We start from the raw sequence: 21,006 nt of genomic DNA on the forward strand, positions 1-21,006 counted from the left end.
GCAGTACTCGATAATGCAACATAATTTGAATTACCTAAAGACGTAGGTAGTGTTATTAGTACATTTTTACCGCGCAGTACAGCTACCAAGCTAGCACTAACCAAGAAAGCCGTAAATAAGTAAGCAAACTACACTCGAGATAATAAACGAGAACATATCGAACGATTAAAAGAAGAAAAAGCTAAAGGACCTACATTATAATAAGCAATTCATTAACTCACAGCTATCAAGCAATGATATCTTAGCAAGCATCCTTGCTTTTAACTAAATTCATAAACAGATAAATTTATGAAAAATAGGAAGATACACATTAAAAGTCATAATATCTTTATAATATTTAGTTCGAAGTGTATCCCCTAAGGGCAGTCACTCCGAAAAACTTTCTTTTTCAAACTTTCTCGTATCATATTGATTATCTATACAAAACCTAAAATACTACCTTGCCTTTATTTATAAAAATTAATATGTTTATATAATTAAATAACATTGAAAAAATATTATTTTTTAAATTTAATTAATGAATGCAGCTACATTGCTTAAAATACTAAATAATCATTCAGACAAACAAAAGAATTTATGTACCTTTGATTTAGCACTCAGCATCTGGTAGAAGTAGGAAAAAACCTTAATGAACTATACACAATCTTACAAGCTCCAAATCTACCCTGGGTAAAGGCAAGGACCTCTGCTGAAAAGGAATATACAAGAGGAGCTGAGGCTATATTAAAGAATGTAATACAAATTGATTGATCGAAATACATGGAAAGAAATCTAAGTAACAATACATTTACCTATAGATATGGTGTATCCTTTTAGTAACTTTTTGCCACGCAATACAGAGACCAACCTTGCCTTTCTCCATTAAGGTTTCTACCAACAAGCAAACGATGCTTGAAATAAAAAGATGAATCTTGTTGAATAATTAGAAAAGAAAGACCACAAAGATCTAAAGGGCCAAGCTGCCAAAATAGCTTCGGTTAAAAATGCTTTTAATATATTAGAATAAGCAAAAGATTTATCTTTTAAAGAGATATAGTTTTTAATTTCACTATCTTAACAAGATAAATAAATCCTATAATTAATTTTATTAAAAGGAATAAATGAGCAATAATATTTAATCACTTTAATGTATAAACAAATCAAAAATATCTTGAAAGAACTAGGGCATCAAAAATCCTTGTGCCCACTATTAATTTTTTAGCTTAGGTACAAATTCCTAAATTTAATCTTTTAATTTTATTTTACTCAAGTTATAAAAAATTGCTTAATTAAACGTTTACAATTAAGAAAATCATTGGCTAATTTAGCAATATTGTTTATATTACATTTTAATAACTTTAAAAAAAAAGAAATCATGGCTTTATTTGGTAGAATAGCAGAAGTTGGTGTTGGCTTAGTAGCTGGCAGCATATCTACAGCAATTGAATTTATCGATGCACCTTTACACATCGTTTATGGCGCAGCTGAAACAGCGCTTTTTGCATTACCGGCAGTTGTTTCCAGTAGTGCTTCTTCATGTGTTAAAAATGGATTGCAACATATTGGATTTGGATTGGTGGAAGGAGCGTGCGCTTCATCAGGCATTACCTTCTTGAGTACGCCTATTCAATATCTCATTGAAGACCAAATCAATATGCCAATTATGTTAGAAATAAGTGGAAATATTTGGTCAGGTCCTCATACTTATCATCCATTCTCATATGAAGAATTTAAGCCTATAATTGATAAACATTTTCTTCCAGCCCAAAATTCAATACAAACTCATCATCATTATCATGGTGAACAACTTGCTGTTGAAACCACCCAAGCGATAGAAGCTGATTACGCTTAATCAAAAGAGAAAAAGGATATCAATAAATTATCCTTCTTCTCTTGTTCCCCTAGCTACAACTCTACTATATACTTCTTACAAACAAACCATCTTAAGTAGATCGTGGTACTAATAAAATTACTGAAGCTCCTATAAGACATATTACTGCTCCGAGTATATCCCATTTATCGGGCATATTTCCCTCTGCTAAATACATCCAAAATAGTGAAAAACATATATAAATTCCTCCATAAAATGCATAGGCTCTACCGGCAAATTCTGTTTCAACTACAGTTAACGAATAAGCAAACAACCATAAACATAATGTACCCGGTATAAGCCATAGAATGGATTTACCTAGCTTAAACCAAGCCCAAAATGTATAACACCCAGCAATTTCGGTAATAGCAGCAATTATCAAAGCAACATATTGTATTTTTAAAATCATAAACATAATAAAAGTTAAAAAAATTATATCGGTTAAAGCCAATATTTCTACTTCAAAAATATTTTATTATTATCTTTATTTTCTTTAATAAGTCGATGATTTCAATGTGCAAGTTAAATATTATCCTTTTTTCATTTTGAAATTAAAAATTACCAGTGACATTATTAAACTTAAGGAATTAACCAAGTGGAGTAAAAAATGGCACAAAACAACACCGATAACCATATAGAGAAAATGAAAGATACAATTACTGAACTTAAGAATGAATTAAAGTCTAAAGAAGGTGTGCAAAATATAATAAAGGGAGCAAGTATGGCCAAGGAAGGAATCGAACAAAGTGCCTATGAACTGGGTAGTAAAATCAAAGAAGAAGTAAATAAGAGTCAGGAATATGCAAAAAACACCCTACATTATGTAGAGGAGCAAGCGAAAAATCAACCATTCTTAGCCATAGGAATTTCCTTCTTACTTGGCATGATTGTATCGCGTTTATGTAAAAGCAAATAGGTCTAGAAATGAATTTAAAAAAGCTTCTTGGATACCTAGCTGCAGTAATTGTTCCTCAGGTATCCACCAATCAAAAGATACCTATTGAGGCGCTTTTAATTTTAATAACCGGATGTATAAGTATTATTGTAGCAAAAGTTTTCTTAGGTCTATCTCTATATAAGGCATTATGTCTTATTTATACTCAAAGTGAAGCAATGCTGGCTACTGCTGCGGTATTTCTTATGATGGCTATACTATTAATTATGATAGCAAAGTACTATCTTAAAAAGGCTGCTTCAAAGAGCATAATTATGAAAGAATATAGCTTAGTAAAAAATGTCTTGAGTGCATTGATAGCTGGGTACAATAGTAAATAGGAAGAGTTACTTTATTAGAGTTAGCCATAAACCTTATTTGTTAGCTCATCACTTATAAAGTGTTGAAATAAAATGCCATATTAAGGAAGAACTATTTTGCCTATATTTGATAAAATTTTTAATCGAAAATGAGTTAATATTTTGTAGTGAGGGTTGCTTGTTTTAAAAAATATTTGATTTTTTATAGCCAATAATACTCCAAGCAACTTAATAATAAAAATTTTTACAGCGCCCAAATTATACATTACAACAAACTATATTTAAATTATATGAACCTAGAAGAACTACAAACGCAAATAACTGAATATATAGCAAAGGATTCTCTTTCGCCAATTGGTTCGCGCCCAATATTGCAAATAAGCAGCACAGCAAAATTATTGATTATTGGCCAAGCTCCAGGAATAAGAGCTCAAACTTCGGGAATCCCATGGAATGATGCTTCAGGTGATAGGTTAAGAGCTTGGCTTAATTTATCCAAAGAGGTCTTTTATGATAAGAATAAAGTTGCCATCATACCTATGGGGTTTTGTTATCCAGGACAGAATATCCATGGTGGTGATAGGCCACCTAATATTCAACATGCAATAACTTGGCATAAATCATTGCTTGGACTAATGCCTAATATCAAGCTTACATTACTAGTTGGTCGCTATGCCCAACATTATTATCTGCAAGATAGGGCCAAAGCTAAGATGGCTGAAACTATTCAAGCTTGGCAAGAATATTTACCGCAGTATTTAGTGTTGCCTCACCCAAGCTGGCATAACAATAGATGGATTAAAAGCCACCCTTGGTTTGAACAGGAATTGATACCCGCGTTAAGAGCACAAGTGCAGCAAATTTTTAAATAAATTATATATTGTTATAGTCTGATAATAATTTCTCAAAATTGAGGCAAAGGCTCAAAACAACGCTGGTTATAGTTTATTGTATCTATTCCCGAGCTAAGCTTGCATAATAAAATCATATATAGGCAGCTTATAGAGATAAGCTGAATTATGAATATGCGTTAAATATTAACATAAATAATAAATCTATTACTACAATAAATAGTATAATTTCAGATACTTAATAATTCACATTGATAATAAAATGTGTTAATATATTAAGACCCAATACATTTTTAATACTAGTGGTTAAGTATATGGCCAATGACGATAATAATTTAAACAATAATGATAAAGCAACAATCATCCCTATCAATAAAGAATACACTCTAGAAGCTTTAATGGATGAGTTAGAAGAAGCTATTGATGAGCTTAATCAGGCACCTAATGATAGTAATATCGAAAAAAAGGTTACTGATCTTTTAAAGAATGTTGAGAATGAAGTTGACTTAGCCGAAAAATCCCCATGGTTATATTTGGTACTTAAGAAATTGGGGATCGGCAAAAAAAGTAAAGCAGAAGGAAAACAGCAATCTGGATCAATGCTTGATGGGTTATTAGATATACTCGTTAATGGCCTAGTTAATTTGGCCTTTAAAAGTCTGGAATTAGCAGGGTTAAAAAACTTTGGTAAAGGTTTTAAAATAACACAATTAGAATTATTGCAGCAACGATTAGAAAAGGTTATAGATAAATTAAAAGATAAAGATGGGATTCTACAAAAACGTATTAGTGAAAAACTTAAAGGCCTAAAAAAAGAAGTAGAAAATAAGCTAGTAAAAGAATTTACCAATAAAGATTTAAATATCTCAAAAGAAAAACAGATCAAACGAGAACAGGGCCAAACTCAGGAACCGGAAACAACCAAAGCTCAACAAAAACCACAACAAATGGCTGAAGGCAGCCAACAGAGCAACAGTGATAGGCTAAAAGCTGCTGCAACCATTCCCTTAAAAGATATTCCAGCACCACCACGCCCCACTGTTACATCACCTATACCTCGAGCACCAGAAGTACCAATAAAGCCTATAACAAGCAACAACCCAGGCAGCACAAAACCTATGCAGGCAGGCTCGCCAGTTGGTGCTTTGGGTCCTAAGCCAAGTGCTACTACTAAGCCAGGAATAATAGGACAATATCCTGAGAGGCCAATCACCCCTGCCCCAAAAACTACGCCAGAATCCTCCAACACTTCTAAAGCTGCGGAACCTGCAAGCAAAAAAGCTGAAGCTAATCGGGATAAGAATACACCATCGGCTCAAGACAATCATAACAAAGAAGCTCGTGTACCTTCATCGTCAGTAAATCCTAAATTAGATGCAGAGGATTTAGATATTTTTTCTTCATCGCAGGAAATAGCAAGCGAAATAGAGAAAAATGATCACGCTGCTACTGCAATAGGAAAGCCATTACAAAAAGGGTTAGGGCAAGATCGTGGAGCATTAAAGAGGGTGCCAAGCGCAGAACCTGTAAAGGAAGACGTTACAAAGAGTGCTAATAATGCTAACGTAAAAATAGAGAATTCAAATGGGGTATCAAGTATGAAATCTATGGAAAATCCTAGCGCAATAAAACCTTCTAATACTTCTAAAGGGAATTCACCCCAAAAAGAACCGGGAGTATTAAATGGAGTATCAAGCATGAAACTTGTAGAGAATCATGAGGCAATAAAGCCTACTATCACTCCTAATGTTAAAAACAATGCAGATAAAGGAATAGATAGGTAAAATTATAATTTTACCTATCTATTTGAATATATTTATCTATGATAAAGTGTAGGCTTCTGTTGAGCATGATCTTTAAGAGTTTCTATTTTTTTAACAAAAACTTTTGGGCGTGCAATCCAATTTTCTTTAAACTCATCTAAATCTTTACTTTTTTGAGAAGAAAGTTTTTTAATTTGATCTAGTTTGTCTGGTTTATCTTGATAGATTTTAAGTTTTAAATCTTGTGATTTACTAGCTAGCTTGGCAACATTACTTAAATAATTTTCTTCTTTAGCAATGCCGTTATTTAATTGTTTTTGAATATCAACTAATTTATCTAGGTATTGACCGCGTGTTTTAGGATCAATATCTTTCATATTCATCATAAATTTGCCAGCTTGATCTATAAGCGGTTTTAATTTCTTAGCTTCTTTTTCCGCATGCCCAATAGTTTGCTTTTCTTTTAGGTCTGTAATTAGTTCCTCAATTCTCTTAATAGCAAAAGACATAAACAATCTCCTTCATAGGTTGGTTATTAATTTATAACCTAGGTATAAACGGCTTGTCAACAACATTAACATGTTAATTAAAATTGCGTTAAAATTAATTGTCATTAATTACATAAAAATCAAGTAAATAGGTAGTAAATCTTGTTAGTCAACGCTTAATTGCTTATTTGCTAGTAAGTTATCAAAATATTAATATAAATTATATCATACAAGCTGGATATTTTACCAGGAAAACAGACCTTGTTGATAATGTTTAATGGATGATGAATAGCCCATTATCATTAAAATTAATAATATAAACATATCGTAAATTAATTATATTTGTAACGTAAATACTTATTTAAAAGTAAAAAATAGACAATAAATCTAAAGAAAGCATTAATTTCCATAAAAAGGTTAAGTAAGCATTTAGCTTAAGTGTATGCTATTAGCTCTATCCCTTTGCATAGCTTAGATATTCACTTTACTTTTGTTTATTAACTATAATTTTTATATAATTCGTCTGCAAAATAAAATACAGTTGTGATCCCATACCTGATGGTATGACTTCGTTTTTGTTTTAAAATCAATGGTTTAATTCAGCGCTATTACTTTTCAATCACTTGAATAGCTTATTAGTCATAGATAGCATTTATAGGAAAATTTAATTATCTTGCTAGATGGAGATAGACCTCAGAATGATAAGACCATTTAAATTGATCAATTAAGTGAGCTTGCTTTATTTTAAAGCCAGCATTGGATAAATACTTCAAATCCCGCTCTAAAGTAATAGGATTACACGAAATAACATGGACTGAAGCTACATTTGATTTCGCAATCTCTCTAAATTGGGGTTCTGCACCATTTTTAGGCGGATTAATAATTATGGTATCGTATTGATTTAAAGCTTTAGGAGTAATTGGTTGTTTATATAAATCTTGCAAGGTAAATTGAATATTAGATATTGCATATTTACTAAGAGTTTCATTAAGACATGGTTGAACTTTTTCATCACCTTCGACAGCATAAATAGCAGCAACTTGCCCATGAAGCAATAAACTATATGCCCCAACTCCTGCAAAAAGATCTAAAATTTTCATAGTCCTAGTTAGAGTAGGTTGAATTAAGCTTGCAACTATGTTGTTAGTTTCTGCTGATGATTGTAGAAAATAGTTATCATATTTAACTAAATAATTACCTATCTCAATATATCCGTCATTGGTTAAAACAATATCTACATCTCTACGGGAAGAAAGCTCCCTTTCTCTTAAAGTTTTAATTATACCCATAACTTCATCAGGTAAAACTTCACAACTTTCAATTGGGACAATATGGTGACTATTTTTATGATAGAAACCTATTTTCCCATCTTTAACATGCAACCTGGTTTTTCTTCTTGATTTGGCTTTTATTGCAACAAAATTCACTTCACCGCAACTAAAACCTGCACGCATGATAGATTCTTTAACCTGTTTCAACTTAGTCTCTTGATAAAGATTATCGCTTAGATGCTGCATATCGCACCCACCACAACTGGTAAAATATTTGCAAACAGGAATAACTCTATGAGAACTTGGTGTAATAGTATCAACAATTTTAGCTTCAATTAGCTTGCTATTTTCTTTAATTAACTCCACTTCCAGCACATCGCCAACTACAGCAAATGGCACCATAACCTTTTTATTGCGATATGATCCTATACCATCGCCTTTGAATCCTTGCCTTTCAATTAATACAGTAAATTGCTCTTTCATAAACATGCTTTGTTGTAATGGCACCAAATTATCGCTATAGTTATACAGCATCTTTAGTGTTATGAATAATATTTTGTTTATTATCTTTAGTTCTAGCTGCCTGTTGTAAACTTAGGTTTAGCTCTAGCGTTATTTACTCTTATATAAATAACACATAATAGCTTATTTACGCTAAATTCTACTTATCACCGAGGCTAAATTCTTAAGCTATGCAGGAAATTTAATATTCCTTAAAGCTCTTTTACAAATCTTTTTGGTATGTTCTGTATTGGATATTTGCTGCCACTGTAAGCAAAGTTGGCTAACCCAAACAGGATGATCTTTACCCGCATCATTTAGCCAATTAGCTACCGATAGCTGCACATATTTAGCCGAATCATTATGAAGCGCCTCTAAAATATTAAGTGCAAGCCAAGGCTTTGCCCTTAACTCCCTAATATGAGCACACCATACTCCTCTTGGCCTGGTAGCTTCGCTAGCAAAACGGCGGATTTTCTCCGAACCTTCTTCAGCCCAAAATTCCAGCATTTTTAAAGATTCACCTAACTCCTGGGCAATATTCTCCCTCAGCGCCATCCACGCCCATTCTCTCACCCCAAAATGGTTATCATCCGCTAATGGTTTAATTAAATTTAATTTTTCCGCAAGCAGCGTTGAATGCCCTCCTAAAACAAAGCAAGCAATACCACGCAAAGTATCGGAGCGCTGAACTAGTAAATGATCAAAAATTTTAAATCCATAACGATGATATAAACTCTCTGCAACCAATCTCATTTTTTTGGTGATACCCATTTTTTCAGGAAAAATAATAGTTTGGTGATCAGGAAGATTATTGCTTAACAAGATATTTAAATCGACGCTCAACCCTTCCATTAAATTTTTACTCTCTATTGAGCCTATATTTAACAAATTAAGCCGTTCAGAATCTATTTTCATTACCAACTTCTTCTATCCATTAACACTTACTGCTGATTTATATGCTATATAAGCTATAATTTAACCATAATTCAACTCTTTTACGTTAAATAAAGTTACTGGATAGCAACTACTTTAGATTTAATTTTGCCTCTGCCTATTTCAGTTCTTCTTATAATAAAATTTTTTAAATCAGATACTGCAAAAACCTAGTCAGAAATTTATTTTCAAATAGATATTTGCTAAAATAGTTGGGTTATTTACAAAAAACCTACCTAGATACCTAGCTAATAAAACTTACTTCATCCAACCTAACAATTTAATAAAAAGGAACTATTTTCATTGGCTCTCTTTTCTGTACGCAGCCTTTCTTCTATAAGATATTTCAATCCACTATTTTCAGCTAACCGCAGCGCCGTTCTGCTTCTCCAATCAATCTTTTCTTGTGGATAAGCATTACTTTCACTATTGCTTATCTGGCTACCAGCATCACAGGTCTCTTCATTATATTTGCTACCTAGCAAGCTAATTTCTTCCTGAGTTTGGATATCCGAAGAAGATCTTTCTTGCTCTTCTAGGTCTTCATCAGTCATTTCATAATCATCATTTTCAATCAATCTTGATTGTAAGAACTTATCTTCTACTTTAGAATTATTGAGCTGAGGCCAATTTGCTAACAAAAATTTTGCAATTTCTACATTTCCTGCATTTAAAGCATTTTCTGCTATATTTTCTCCATTGCTATTACACTCTAGAGGATTTAATCCTTTTTCCCGTACTAAATTTAAAATAAATTGCTTTTGTAGTTCCTGAGACATTAATGGACTTAGAACCACGGCAGTTAAAGCATTATGGCCATATGCTTTTTGGGTTTCTTCGTCATCAATTAAATTTTGTGTATTGACCTTAATAGCGGTATTATCTAATAAATATTTCGCCACTTTATCCATCCCGCAATGCAAAGCTTGAGCAAGCATAGTACGTCCCATATCATCTAAAGAATTAGCATCCATTTCCTTAAAGATATCAAATATTACTAACTGCATCATACTAATAATGTTAACCTGCTGTTCCCCAATTTCTTTACTTTCTACTGCATAGTTAACTGCTGTTATAATATCTTTTAAATTTTGAGTTTTAAATTTATCTCTCTTATAATGATTTAATAATCTTACAACTTGTAGTGAAGAAGTTGAAATAGCTGCAGCATATACACTATAACCAGAACTATAAGCATTTAGATAACTAGCATTTAAAGATTCATCAGATATTTCATTAATAATAATATACAAATTTTTATAATCATTTTTTTCAGCCAAATAATGCAATGCAGTTTGGCCATAATTATTGTGAATATTTAGATCTAAGTTAAGCAGCTTCCTAGATTGAAGTAAAAACTCTACTAATTTATATCTATTATTTTTAATTGCCTTCATTAACGGCGTATTGCCATTAAGATCTTGCATATTAATATCAATTTTACTGGTAGAATTTTTAGCTAAGCGGGTTATCACCGAAATAAAGCGTTTATCACTTATGCTAGAATTTTTTACTCTTGATTGATAAAAATCAAATATTGCCTCATGCATTATCTACTCACTAAACATTATTTTTATTTGCCGAAAATCTACTTTTGATTAGTTGCTAATATCATCCCTAAAGCTAAGCCATCAAATCTATAATAGATATTATTTCATATACAATTAAATTTTTAAAAATAATTATAAATTTTATTAATTTATAATTATCTTAAATAATATCAATCAATTTTTATTATTTACCCACTCATCTTTTATGAGTTTGATGTGTATTTGATTTTGTTGCCAGATTCATTGACAATATTAATTTAAATATGACTCACTTGGTATAGTTTACTTACTAACCAATATATTTTTAATGGGTATTGGCATAATGAAGATAATATAAATGCACAAGTTAAAGATTATATAGATTATATGAACTTACTGGATAAAAAAAATATTTAAGAAAATTTTTTAATAATTAGATTGGCTAATACTACCCTTAAACAATAATAAAAATTGATTAGAAGCATATTTGCATTCTTAAGCTGGAAAGTTATGATTTTATGAATGGCGGACAGAGAGGGATTCGAACCCTCGGTACGGTTAACCCGTACTACGGTTTAGCAAACCGGCGCCTTCGACCTCTCGGCCATCTGTCCTAAGCAAACTAATTGCTACAAACATTTATAACTTAAAATAAAAAATAGCAAGCAAAATATTTTATTTTTAACCTTACATCTACACTTATGATTTGTTATAATTATCAAATTTTATCAACATAATATTTAATAGATTACAAAACAAAGAAATTAGCATAACGAATCATTTAATTTTAACAAACTATCCATCCAAATTTACACCTTTGTATAGCAAATTGGTAAACTACCTGTTTTTCACAGCCCCCTATTCCCTTTAATCAAACGATAAGTAACCAACTTTTAATATAAACTAAAGCGATTAGCATAGAGACAATTGACGAATTTCTTCTATATTACCCTTAGCGTTTTAATTCAAAAAGTAAATTATAGCGCAACGAGCATTAATATATTTACATTAGTTAATTTTGTATTAAAATACATTTTTAATTAATATAAAATTAATTTACGATATTTATGAAACAAAAGCTTATTAGCACTCTAAAAAATAAAATTGAATTCATCAACCAGTTTATTTTCTCGATTGAAGAAGATGATATACTTAATCTAGAAGAGAAATATCAATTGAGTGCCATTCAAGATCCAGCTAAAAAAAGCCTAGCCATACAGGAAAACGTGCTACACTATAAAAGCGCTGAATTAACTACTGAAGCTGATAACCAGCAGCTGATTAAAGAAGTAACGTCTTTATATATAAAAGAACAAACTCGAAAAGAATATACTAATAGAATTGCCATTAATAGGAACCTTCATTTTGCTATAGCTACCATCTTAAAATCGAAAAATGATTCACCAAAGCTTAAAAACATTAATTTTAATCCTATAGCTTGTAAAGACCATCTTTTACCCCACATCATTAACTCAACCAAAGAAATAGCTTTAGATTCCAATAAAAAACTTGAATTAAACTTATTAATTTATGATGAGCTAGACCATGTCAATCTTTGTATTATTAGAAAACTAGGCGATCAAATTAACATTTTTGCTATGGATAGCGCCAATCAAACTTGTTTTAATAATCTAAATAGACGCATTATCAGATATTTATCACAGCAAAACGACCCTAATATAAAATATCATCCCTTTCTTACTTACGGCTACCTACAATATGATAATGGTTCCTGCTTTTATTTTGCACTTAGCCAGTTAAGAATTCTCTCACAACTCTCTGATGAGACATTAATTAGAATTTTTAGCAACACAAAAGAAAAACACACCAAGGTAACCAATGCTCTTTCACCAATTGCAGAACTAATCAAAAACATAAAAAAAAGTAGAGATTCTGCTCCGTTTAAAGCAAATGATATTCAGATCAAAAAGGATCAATACCAACCACATTTTTTAGAATTGCTTGAGCATATACATAACACTTTAATAGAAATGGAAACTATTAGCCGAAGTAACAATTCTAATATAGAACAAACGTACGGAGATATCCTTCCAAAAACGATAAAAAAATTACAACAAAATATACTTGATTTTATTAGCAATGATAACACTCAAGATGGATATAAATGGCGTGAGCTTTATCGCTTCATCCACCACCTCAAGGTTACTTTACAAAAGGATAAAACTGCCGCTCAAGCTCAATTGCTTTCTGCTAGAGATACTTTTGGTCAAATCCCTGAGCTGCTTAAAAATATTCAAAGTTATTCTGAATTAAATAAACATTCCAAACCAGCAAAACTACAAGATAAAATCATAAAAAAACAGGTTATAATTGCTCAAGGGGATAATTCACATTCACGTATTAGAAATTATTTAATATACAGCGAAAACCAAACAAGAAGTTTTAACTTACTAAAAACAGGGATAACACAAAAGAAAAGTACTGAAAGCGGCCAAGATTTTTATCTTGCATATCATGCTCAAAACCACACCATCACTTATGCAAAGAAAAGAATTTTAGAAAAAGCATTAAAGGTAGCAGAATCAGTTACAGAAACTGAAATTGAAGATATGATTAATGATTATGTAATATACCAAGAATCAGGGCTTCTTCAAAATATATCAAATATTATTAAGGAGCGTGTTAGCACAGCAAGTGATTATTTTAAAGATGATTACAAATATATTACCAAGAAATATATTACCAAAGATGAATTATCACAACCCACCCAAACGGATAACTTTTTATTAGAATCTGAAAGACAAGAAAACCAAGTACAGCAATTAGCCCAAACTGAAAAGAATCACCATATAGCCATCTCAAAACCGAGATTATTGGCAAACTTAAACAGCATTACATCACACAAGAACCACACATATTGTATATAATGTATAGAATATATAAAGATCTGAGCACAATGGAGCACTTAAATTAGCTGTTGTTACATTTAAGATATCAATTATATTAAATCATCCCCCATTCCAGAACAAGAGAAGAGCCTAGATTTCAAGGCTATAGTCTAAACTTAATACTCTAGATAGTATAACAAACAAGGTGATTTTTTATTACGAAACAAAATGAAGAATACAGAAATCCAGCAAAGGGCTTATATAACATCCTCAACGAGGATTTCTATATTATCTCTACCATTCCAGCTATTAATACTCAGCTTACCCACCAAACTAATACTTCCATAATTATTCAGCACATATTCCCCAATAGGACTATCATAAGCTTTAAAAAGAGTGGCAGATACTCTAATTTGTGGATCCAATTCATCTGTTAAAATCAGCTTAACTACATCATTCTTATATTGGTTTACTTTTACAATTTTTAAGTTTGAAATTTGGACCAAAGGCTCTTCATTACCATTACCATAAGGATGGGCACAGTTAATTATTTCATAAAGTTTGTGATTCACAGCTCGTGCGGTAACTGCAATATCATAAAATTTGCTAGCAACATTATTTACATTTTGATTAACCGCAATATATTCTAACATAAACTTATAAGCATCTTCTAGTCTTTCTCGCTGTATAGTAAAGCCTGCAGCCATAGCATGGCCGCCTCCTGCCATAAGCAAGCCTGAATTTTTAGCAGCAACTACAGCCGCACCAATATCAATTCCAGGTACCGACCTTAAAGAAGCCTTACCTATTTGATCATCAAAAGCGATAATAGCTGTCGGTTTATTATGTTTTTCTTTAATACGAGCGCAGACAATACCAATAACTCCGGGATGCCAATTATCACCACTAACAAACAAAAGCGGCACATTAGGATCATGCCTTTCAGCAACCACTATAGCTTCTTCAAGTACTAATTGCTCAATAGATTTACGGTTGTTATTAAACTCGTTTAGCTCTACTGCCATTTTGTGAGCTTGGTCATAATCTAACGATCTAAGTAATCTTGACCCTAAATCAGCTTTACCAACCCTGCCACCAGCATTAATTCTTGGGCCCAAAATATAGCCTAAGTGATAAACATTTGGTTCACTATTAATCCCTGCTACATCCATAAGAGCTGCAAGACCTAAATTTTGCCTTTTTAACAATATTTTAAGCCCCACACTTAAGAATAATCTATTAACTCCCATAAGAGTCATTACATCACAGACCGTTCCTAACGCTACTAAGTCCAGTAAGGTAACTAAATTGGGTTCTTTTTTATTCTGGAAAAATCCTTCTTCACGTAAAAACCGATTAAGCGATACTAAAAATAAAAAACTCACCCCCACTGCAGCTAAGTTACGATGCGGAAAAGTTTCATCTAAACGGTTAGGGTTAACTACTGCCCATGCTTTGGGTAATATTACATCGCTTAAATGATGATCTAAAACTATTACATCTAAGTTATTATCAGCGGCATATTCAATCGGCTCAAAAGAGAGGGTACCACAATCAACTGTAATAACTACCTTTACGCCATTTGCCACAAAATTTTGGAAAGCCGGCAAATTAGGACCATAACCTTCCTTGATTCTGTCTGGAATATATACCTGATAATTACTATAACCAACTAAATCAAAAAACCTGGCAAGCAGCGCAGATGAAGTGGCACCATCCACGTCATAATCTCCAAAAACCACTAGTTTTTGATTATTCATAATAGCTTCTACTACTCTTTTAGAGGCTTTTTGCATATCAAGCAAAGAATCAGGATTAGGCAAATGATCTTTTAAACGCGGGTTTAAAAATTCTTCAGCATTTTCTATATTATCAAGGCGGCTTAACACAATCTCTGCAGCTAGTGGATTAAGATTATATTTCTGCGATAAAAAAAGCAAATCACGTTGATTTTGCTCTTTTTTACACCAATAAGCCCCCTTAATTGATTTCTTCATAGCGCCCTTGATTTGTTAATAATGAATAAATAAATACTTATAGAAACTAATAATAATAATATCGATAAATAATTAACGTAACTAAACCTTGCCACAAACATATTAATTATAACTTGTACGCTGATAATACTAAGAATAGCAAGACCAGCTTTAATCATATTATTATTATAATTATATCTGCGGTAATAACCTGAAATAATTAAGCTTGAACCGATCATTGAAACAATTATGCATAACAAAGGCCACACCAGACGTTGATTAAGCTCTGCTCTCAACTTCCCTTGCATCTCAGGGCGCTGATCTTCATGTTTAAACAATTCAAAGATGTTACGTTCTTGTGGTTCTAACCATTTTTGCTGCGGGTCTTTTACATAGTTGGTAATATTGAGTGGAAAATTTTTAAAAAATAAAATCGAAAGTTTATTATCTTTTACCTCTTGCCTACTACCATCAGTGAGCTCAAAATAACTAGAATTTTCATCTTCAATCAATCTGGCCTCTTTGGCAATCATAGTCATTTCTTGGCCAGACTTTCGTTGATCATTAACCAAAATACCTTTATATGTATTATTCTCTAACACTTTATCAATATAAATAGTAAGCCCTTTAACCGGCTCAGTAAATGCCCCGCCCTGAATAATAATTGCAGCATAATGATTTTGTAGGAAGGCTTTACGCTCCTGAAACTTTCTATTAGCTAGAGGCGAAATATAAAAAGACAGTGCATAACCAACCACACAAACTAACAATCCATAAATCAATGCAGGCTTGGTAATCTGCCAATCACTCATACCGATTGAACGCATTACTACTATTTCATTATCACAAAGCATGCGGTTATAATAATAAACAACAGCAATTCCTATCGCTGCTGGCAAGATGAGAAACAAAAAACTAGGTAAAAAATTAAGAGTAAGCTGGATGACCATAAAAAAATCAATCCCCTTACTTGAAATAAACTCCAAAAAGCGTAGCGATTGGATGATCCACACTAAAAAACATAAAATTACCGCCACAATAATATTAGGAAGTATTAGCGACTTAGTAATATTTTTAACTAAAATTTGCATTATAAAAGCTTTAATGTATTAATTGTACTCAAATTACTGAGGATATATACTCAAATGATTTCGAAATTTAGCAAGGAAAATTAATATCATATTTGAGCCATGTACAAATAATACATGAGCTTCACTGTATTAATTTTTGACGCTATCAAATCTTGAAATTAACAGAGCATACTCAAAATGTTTAATAGGTTTATTACTATACGCAAAGTAATTTTTACCTTTGTAATAAAATTTATATAAGATTAAAAGCAAAAATGTTCAAACTAGCTATCGAAACTGTTAATAATACTTGCTCAATTGCTTTAGGCAATCAAGATTATGAACATATTTATTTTGATGAAGAAATTATTCCTTCACAACAATCTAAAATTCTTTTCCCTAAAATCAACCAAGCTTTTAAAGCTAATAAAATAGGCTATAACCAGCTAAATGAAGTTATTGTTAATATTGGCCCAGGCAGTTTTACTGGGGTTAGAATTGGTCTTGCAAGTGTAAAAGGGCTTAAAATTGCTCTACCTCACCTTAAATTTACCGCCATCACTAGTATGGAAGCGATATGGGCACAAATTTATAATAACAACCCCTCAATCAGCAACTTTGCTGTTATTTTAGACGCCAGTAGAAATCAACTTTACTTTCAACAATGGAGTAACAATAGTTTACTAGAGGCAAAACTTATTCATCAGCAAGAATTACTTACTTATTTAAAAGATGGTTCCTTTATTGCAGGGTCTGGCAGTAAGTTTTTTAAAGAAAGTAATTATCAAATTATCACCGAAGCAGGCCCTAATGCAAAAATGTTACTTCAAGCTGCTAAACTAAAAGCCCAAAATTCATTCGCTTCTCATGAATTACAACCATTTTATATGCGAGCACCTGATGCCAAACCCAAAGCCAAATAATAATCTAGCAATTACATTTATTTTATGCGAACCGCAAATGGGAGAAAATATTGGCGCCGCTGCCAGAGTTATGGCTAATTTTGGTATAGAAAATCTAAGAATTATAAATCCAAGAGATGGTTGGCCCAACTTAAAAGCAGAAGAAATGGCAACTTGTGGTAAATATATTCTTGAAAACGCTACTATTTATAATTCTTTAGCTGAGGCTATCAATGAGCTAGAATATGTTTACGCCTTGTGCGGCAAAAACATTTTTATTAACAAACCTACACTTTACCCGAATGAAGCTTGGGCTAACCTGCATACCATATTAGAGTCAAATGTTACTAAAGTTGGTTTTGTGTTTGGTTGCGAAAGAATTGGCCTTACTCATGAACAAATTTCTTTATGTAATGCTATTTTACACATCCCTACCACTAAAAAATGTGAATCTATGAATTTAGCACAGGCAATTGGAGTAATTGCTTATGAATTAAATAAACAATTTGCAAATACTCAAAAAGATAAGGTAGCTATAAACAAAAATATTCCAGCAACATCTGAGCAGGTATCTTTTATGCTTAAACAGCTTGAAGGGTTTTTAGATACAGCCAATTTCTTTCAAGAACCACATAAAAAAAACAAAATGGTAATAAATATTCATAATATTTTTACTAAAAACCTATATAGCGAGCAAGAGATTAGAACGCTACATGGTATTTTTCGCTCTTTATATGAATATGGAAACATTAAATAACAGTTGACACAATAAACAAAAAGTATATTTTTTGCGTGAAGTTCATTTAATTTATTAACAATGGTTAATCTGTGACAAAACTAAGAAAACTAAAGAAAACAAAACTTTGTCGTAGCTATGGCGTTAACTTATGGGGTAAGGCTAATAGTGGTTTCATAACACGCAATTATCGTCCAGGCCAGCATGGGAAAAATACCCAAAGAAGATTATCAGACTTTGGTACCCAGTTAATTGCTAAACAAAGAATCAAATATTACTACGGTATTAAAGTAGAAAGACAACTTCGTAGAATATATAAAGAAGCTATGCGCTTAAAAGGCAACAGCTCACAAAACTTAATCGGATTGCTAGAGAGCCGTTTAGCTACAGTTGTTTACAGATTGAATTTTGTAAATTCTATTTTTGCAGCTAACCAAATTATCTCTCATGGTCATATTTTAGTTAATGGGCATAAGTTAGACGTTTCAAGCTACCAAGTTAAACCAGGTGATATAATTGAAGTAGCTCCAGGCTACAGAGAAAACGTTCACTTCATTGACGCACTTAGCAAAATGGAAAATGACGTTCCGGATTATATGGAATTAGATGCTAAAGCTTTCAAAGGTACTTTCATAAAAGTTCCTGAATTAGCTGAAGTTCCATTCCCATTTGAAGCAGAACCTCATTTAGTAATCGAGTTCTATTCACGTTAATATCATAATAAGTAGCTTCATGGTTTTTGTTACTATGAAGCTACTTTCTTTACAGATTTTTTTAAATCTTTCAAAAATTAATAGCTTGCTTTTCTTAACTTTTGCTATAATTTACAGCATAATAATACAACTAAGCGGATGTGGCGGAACTGGTAGACGCGCAAGATTTAGGTTCTTGTAACGAGAGTTGTGGGGGTTCAAGTCCCTTCATCCGCACCAGCAACTTATGTAATTAAATTAAAAAGAAAGAAATATGTCAGATTACAAAATTATCGAAAAAAACTCTTCCGGACTTGTTCATGAATTTACAGTTACTATTCCCGCACAGGTAATTGAAAATAATATTGATTCAGAAGCCGAGAAATTAAAAGACAAAGTTAACGTACCAGGTTTTAGAAAAGGCAAAGCTCCTCTGAAAATTGTGAGACAAAAACATGAGGCCGACCTTATCCAAAACTCAGTTGAATCTTCTTTTAAAAAATCTTTAAGCGCTATTTTTAAAGAAAAAGATATTAGACCCGCTTTTGAACCAAAGCTTGATTTCAAAGATTATAATAAAGGTCAAGATTTTGAATTTGATGTATATGTAGAAAATACTCCTAAGTTTGATATTCCTAATTTCAAAGATTTTACTGTAAGCAGACATGCCGTTGAAGTCACTGACACTTCAATTAACAAAGAGCTTGAGCGCTTCCAAGAAGAAATGCGTGAATTCAAAGAAATTACTAGCAAAACTCATAAGCTTAAAAATGGCGAAATTGCTATAATTGATTTCGTAGGAAAAATTGATGGTGAAGCTTTCCCCGGTGGTACCGCTACTGATTATGAATTAGAGCTCGGTTCTAAGTCATTTATTGATACCTTTGAAGAGCAGTTAGTTGGCACTAAGGTTGGAGATTATATTGAAGTAAAGGTAAATTTCCCTGAAAATTATCACGCTGAAAACCTAAAAGGCAAACCAGCCCTTTTTGAAGTAACCATTAAAGCAGTTAAAGGCAAAGGCGATCTTCCCGAGGTAAGCGATAATTTAGTTGAAAAATTAAACCTCCCTAATATCAAAACCGTAGTAGATCTTAAAAAAGACCTTCAAGGCAAGCTTGAGCAAGATTTTAAAACTTCAAGCTACCATATGAGCAAAAAAGATTTATTCGATAAATTAGAGAAGTTTTTAGATCAAGACTTACCTCCAACATTACTCAAAAACGAGCTTGAGCAAGTTAAAAAAGCTGATCCTTCTATTGAGGATAAAGAAGCTGATCAAATTACTAAAAGAAGAGTTGCGTTAAGCTTACTATTCTTACAAATTTCTGAACAAGAAAGCATTAAAGTTACCCAAGAGGATTATCGTAAAGCAATTTTTGATGTTGCAAATAGATACCCTGGTGCAGAAATGCAAATAGTTGATTTATATATGAAGAATAAATTCATGCTAGAGTCATTACATGGTTCAATCTTAGAAGAAAAGGTTGTATCTTGGATTATGTCTCAGGTAAAATTTAATGAGGTTGCTATTAAAGATAGTGAATTTTTAGAATTAATAAAATAAATCAACGATAAAACGAGGGAAAATATGTCAGAGATAAGCAGTAAATTTGAGCAATATGCCGGGTTAGTTCCAATGGTAGTTGAACAAACTCACCGTGGGGAACGTTCATACGATATATTTTCCCGTCTTCTTAAAGAAAGAATCGTTTTCTTAGTTGGTGAAGTTGAAGATAACATGGCGAGCTTAGTGGTTGCACAGCTCCTATTCCTAGAATCTGAAAATCCTGATAAAGATATTTGGATGTATATCAATTCTCCAGGAGGGGTAGTAACTGCAGGGCTTTCAATTTATGATACTATGCAATATATCAAGCCAAAAGTGGCAACCCTTTGTATCGGTCAAGCTTGCTCTATGGGTTCGCTATTACTTGCAGGCGGTGAAGCAGGAATGAGATATTCTTTACCAAACTCAAGAGTAATGATTCACCAACCATTAGGCGGCTTTAGAGGCCAGGCAACAGATATTGAAATTCATGCCCGTGAAATTTTAGAAATGAAAAGAAAACTTAACACTATCTATGTTAAGCATACCAAACAACCTATTGAAATAGTAGATGCTAGTGTTGAACGTGATAATTTCATGTCTGCAGAAAAGGCTAAAGAATTTGGCATTATTGATCATGTGGTGGATAAAAGGGAACTTGCAAAAAGTAACAAATAATTAATATTTTCCTCTAGTTTAGTATTTCTAAATTTGCTACATTTAAATTATATAATTTAAATGTAGCATTATTTGTTTACAAAAATAGCAGAATAAATCATTATTATCTAGA

The 21,006-nt window shown here is 32.1% G+C and carries 18 protein-coding genes and 2 tRNA genes; 12 read left to right on the forward strand and 8 right to left on the reverse strand.

Translation table 11 applies throughout. The features are described 5' to 3' along the window. The first annotated feature begins 1,354 nt into the window (after positions 1-1,354). Complete coding sequence (locus EF513_RS00505; protein WP_125215463.1) at positions 1,355-1,831, forward strand: hypothetical protein; 477 nt, start codon at positions 1,355-1,357, stop codon at positions 1,829-1,831. A 91-nt stretch (positions 1,832-1,922) separates the two neighbouring features. Here the strand turns inward: EF513_RS00505 and EF513_RS00510 are convergent, their stop codons facing one another. Then, positions 1,923-2,258: a YnfA family protein gene (locus EF513_RS00510; protein WP_125215464.1), complete on the reverse strand. Its 336-nt coding sequence runs from the start codon at positions 2,256-2,258 to the stop codon at positions 1,923-1,925. Between the two features lie 198 nt (positions 2,259-2,456). Here EF513_RS00510 and EF513_RS00515 point away from each other — a divergent pair, with 198 nt between their 5' ends. The 4 genes from EF513_RS00515 (at position 2,457) to EF513_RS00530 (ending at position 5,738) form a co-directional block, all read left to right on the forward strand. Beyond that, positions 2,457-2,765, forward strand: a complete 309-nt coding sequence (locus EF513_RS00515; protein ID WP_125215465.1) for a hypothetical protein — start codon at positions 2,457-2,459, stop codon at positions 2,763-2,765. Between the two features lie 8 nt (positions 2,766-2,773). After that, positions 2,774-3,124 carry a hypothetical protein gene (locus EF513_RS00520; protein WP_125215466.1) on the forward strand — a complete coding sequence of 117 codons (351 nt, stop codon included), beginning with the start codon at positions 2,774-2,776 and terminating at the stop codon, positions 3,122-3,124. A gap of 269 nt (positions 3,125-3,393) precedes the next feature. Then, positions 3,394-3,975, forward strand: a complete 582-nt coding sequence (locus tag EF513_RS00525; RefSeq protein WP_125215467.1) for a uracil-DNA glycosylase family protein — start codon at positions 3,394-3,396, stop codon at positions 3,973-3,975. Positions 3,976-4,268: 293 nt separating this feature from the next. Further along, entirely contained in the window at positions 4,269-5,738 is a 1,470-nt protein-coding gene (locus tag EF513_RS00530) for a hypothetical protein (protein ID WP_125215468.1), read from the forward strand. 32 nt (positions 5,739-5,770) lie between these two features. On the opposite strand, the gene EF513_RS00535 is transcribed toward EF513_RS00530, so the two are convergent. The 5 genes from EF513_RS00535 to EF513_RS00555 form a co-directional block, all read right to left on the reverse strand. Next, positions 5,771-6,226, reverse strand: coding sequence for a hypothetical protein (locus EF513_RS00535; protein ID WP_125215469.1), 456 nt, complete (start codon positions 6,224-6,226; stop codon positions 5,771-5,773). A 647-nt stretch (positions 6,227-6,873) separates the two neighbouring features. Further along, positions 6,874-7,959 carry a class I SAM-dependent RNA methyltransferase gene (locus tag EF513_RS00540; RefSeq protein ID WP_164503777.1) on the reverse strand — a complete coding sequence of 362 codons (1,086 nt, stop codon included), beginning with the start codon at positions 7,957-7,959 and terminating at the stop codon, positions 6,874-6,876. A 207-nt stretch (positions 7,960-8,166) separates the two neighbouring features. Next, positions 8,167-8,895 carry a DNA alkylation repair protein gene (locus EF513_RS00545; RefSeq protein WP_125215471.1) on the reverse strand — a complete coding sequence of 243 codons (729 nt, stop codon included), beginning with the start codon at positions 8,893-8,895 and terminating at the stop codon, positions 8,167-8,169. A gap of 290 nt (positions 8,896-9,185) precedes the next feature. After that, positions 9,186-10,463, reverse strand: coding sequence for an ankyrin repeat domain-containing protein (locus EF513_RS00550; protein WP_125215472.1), 1,278 nt, complete (start codon positions 10,461-10,463; stop codon positions 9,186-9,188). Positions 10,464-10,965: 502 nt separating this feature from the next. After that, positions 10,966-11,056 (reverse strand) — tRNA-Ser (locus tag EF513_RS00555). A 453-nt stretch (positions 11,057-11,509) separates the two neighbouring features. Here EF513_RS00555 and EF513_RS00560 point away from each other — a divergent pair. After that, positions 11,510-13,330, forward strand: a complete 1,821-nt coding sequence (locus EF513_RS00560; RefSeq protein ID WP_125215473.1) for a hypothetical protein — start codon at positions 11,510-11,512, stop codon at positions 13,328-13,330. A 218-nt stretch (positions 13,331-13,548) separates the two neighbouring features. Here the strand turns inward: EF513_RS00560 and recJ are convergent, their stop codons facing one another. Further along, positions 13,549-15,288, reverse strand: coding sequence for a single-stranded-DNA-specific exonuclease RecJ (gene recJ / locus EF513_RS00565; protein ID WP_125215474.1), 1,740 nt, complete (start codon positions 15,286-15,288; stop codon positions 13,549-13,551). Then, positions 15,285-16,358 (reverse strand): LptF/LptG family permease, encoded by a 1,074-nt coding sequence (locus EF513_RS00570; RefSeq protein ID WP_125215475.1) that lies wholly within the window; start codon positions 16,356-16,358, stop codon positions 15,285-15,287. Before EF513_RS00570 ends, recJ begins: the two co-directional genes overlap by 4 nt. A 254-nt stretch (positions 16,359-16,612) precedes the next feature. Between EF513_RS00570 and tsaB the strand changes: the two genes are divergently transcribed. The 6 genes from tsaB to clpP all read left to right on the forward strand — a co-directional run bounded on the left by tsaB (position 16,613) and on the right by clpP (position 20,894). Continuing rightward, positions 16,613-17,260, forward strand: coding sequence for a tRNA (adenosine(37)-N6)-threonylcarbamoyltransferase complex dimerization subunit type 1 TsaB (gene tsaB / locus EF513_RS00575; protein WP_125215476.1), 648 nt, complete (start codon positions 16,613-16,615; stop codon positions 17,258-17,260). Then, on the forward strand, positions 17,238-17,996 hold the full coding sequence (locus EF513_RS00580; RefSeq protein ID WP_164503778.1) for an RNA methyltransferase: 759 nt from the start codon (positions 17,238-17,240) through the stop codon (positions 17,994-17,996). Before tsaB ends, EF513_RS00580 begins: the two co-directional genes overlap by 23 nt. Positions 17,997-18,067: 71 nt before the next feature. Beyond that, a complete protein-coding gene (gene rpsD, locus EF513_RS00585; protein WP_125215478.1) occupies positions 18,068-18,688 on the forward strand; it encodes a 30S ribosomal protein S4 in 621 nt (206 codons plus the stop codon). 134 nt (positions 18,689-18,822) lie between these two features. Continuing rightward, a tRNA-Leu gene (locus EF513_RS00590) sits at positions 18,823-18,907 on the forward strand. Between the two features lie 34 nt (positions 18,908-18,941). Beyond that, complete coding sequence (gene tig, locus EF513_RS00595; RefSeq protein ID WP_125215479.1) at positions 18,942-20,234, forward strand: trigger factor; 1,293 nt, start codon at positions 18,942-18,944, stop codon at positions 20,232-20,234. Positions 20,235-20,258: 24 nt separating this feature from the next. Next, positions 20,259-20,894, forward strand: a complete 636-nt coding sequence (gene clpP, locus EF513_RS00600; RefSeq protein WP_125215480.1) for an ATP-dependent Clp endopeptidase proteolytic subunit ClpP — start codon at positions 20,259-20,261, stop codon at positions 20,892-20,894. Positions 20,895-21,006: the final 112 nt, after the last annotated feature.

Source organism: Rickettsiales endosymbiont of Stachyamoeba lipophora, assembly GCF_003932735.1.
In the GTDB taxonomy this organism is placed as follows: domain Bacteria; phylum Pseudomonadota; class Alphaproteobacteria; order Rickettsiales; family 33-17; genus RICK01.

Excerpts from the sequence above, each read along its gene's own strand:
- EF513_RS00535 (WP_125215469.1), bottom strand. The coding sequence starts at position 6,226 with ATGTCTTTTGCTATTAAGAGAATTGAGGAACTAATTACAGACCTAAAA.
- EF513_RS00520 (WP_125215466.1), top strand. The coding sequence starts at position 2,774 with ATGAATTTAAAAAAGCTTCTTGGATACCTAGCTGCAGTAATTGTTCCT.
- EF513_RS00545 (WP_125215471.1), bottom strand. The coding sequence starts at position 8,895 with ATGAAAATAGATTCTGAACGGCTTAATTTGTTAAATATAGGCTCAATA.
- EF513_RS00560 (WP_125215473.1), top strand. The coding sequence starts at position 11,510 with ATGAAACAAAAGCTTATTAGCACTCTAAAAAATAAAATTGAATTCATC.
- recJ (WP_125215474.1), bottom strand. The coding sequence starts at position 15,288 with ATGAAGAAATCAATTAAGGGGGCTTATTGGTGTAAAAAAGAGCAAAAT.
- EF513_RS00515 (WP_125215465.1), top strand. The coding sequence starts at position 2,457 with ATGGCACAAAACAACACCGATAACCATATAGAGAAAATGAAAGATACA.
- EF513_RS00540 (WP_164503777.1), bottom strand. The coding sequence starts at position 7,959 with ATGAAAGAGCAATTTACTGTATTAATTGAAAGGCAAGGATTCAAAGGC.
- EF513_RS00530 (WP_125215468.1), top strand. The coding sequence starts at position 4,269 with ATGGCCAATGACGATAATAATTTAAACAATAATGATAAAGCAACAATC.
- tig (WP_125215479.1), top strand. The coding sequence starts at position 18,942 with ATGTCAGATTACAAAATTATCGAAAAAAACTCTTCCGGACTTGTTCAT.
- EF513_RS00570 (WP_125215475.1), bottom strand. The coding sequence starts at position 16,358 with ATGCAAATTTTAGTTAAAAATATTACTAAGTCGCTAATACTTCCTAAT.
- EF513_RS00580 (WP_164503778.1), top strand. The coding sequence starts at position 17,238 with ATGCCAAACCCAAAGCCAAATAATAATCTAGCAATTACATTTATTTTA.
- EF513_RS00550 (WP_125215472.1), bottom strand. The coding sequence starts at position 10,463 with ATGCATGAGGCAATATTTGATTTTTATCAATCAAGAGTAAAAAATTCT.
- clpP (WP_125215480.1), top strand. The coding sequence starts at position 20,259 with ATGTCAGAGATAAGCAGTAAATTTGAGCAATATGCCGGGTTAGTTCCA.
- EF513_RS00510 (WP_125215464.1), bottom strand. The coding sequence starts at position 2,258 with ATGATTTTAAAAATACAATATGTTGCTTTGATAATTGCTGCTATTACC.
- EF513_RS00525 (WP_125215467.1), top strand. The coding sequence starts at position 3,394 with ATGAACCTAGAAGAACTACAAACGCAAATAACTGAATATATAGCAAAG.
- tsaB (WP_125215476.1), top strand. The coding sequence starts at position 16,613 with ATGTTCAAACTAGCTATCGAAACTGTTAATAATACTTGCTCAATTGCT.
- EF513_RS00505 (WP_125215463.1), top strand. The coding sequence starts at position 1,355 with ATGGCTTTATTTGGTAGAATAGCAGAAGTTGGTGTTGGCTTAGTAGCT.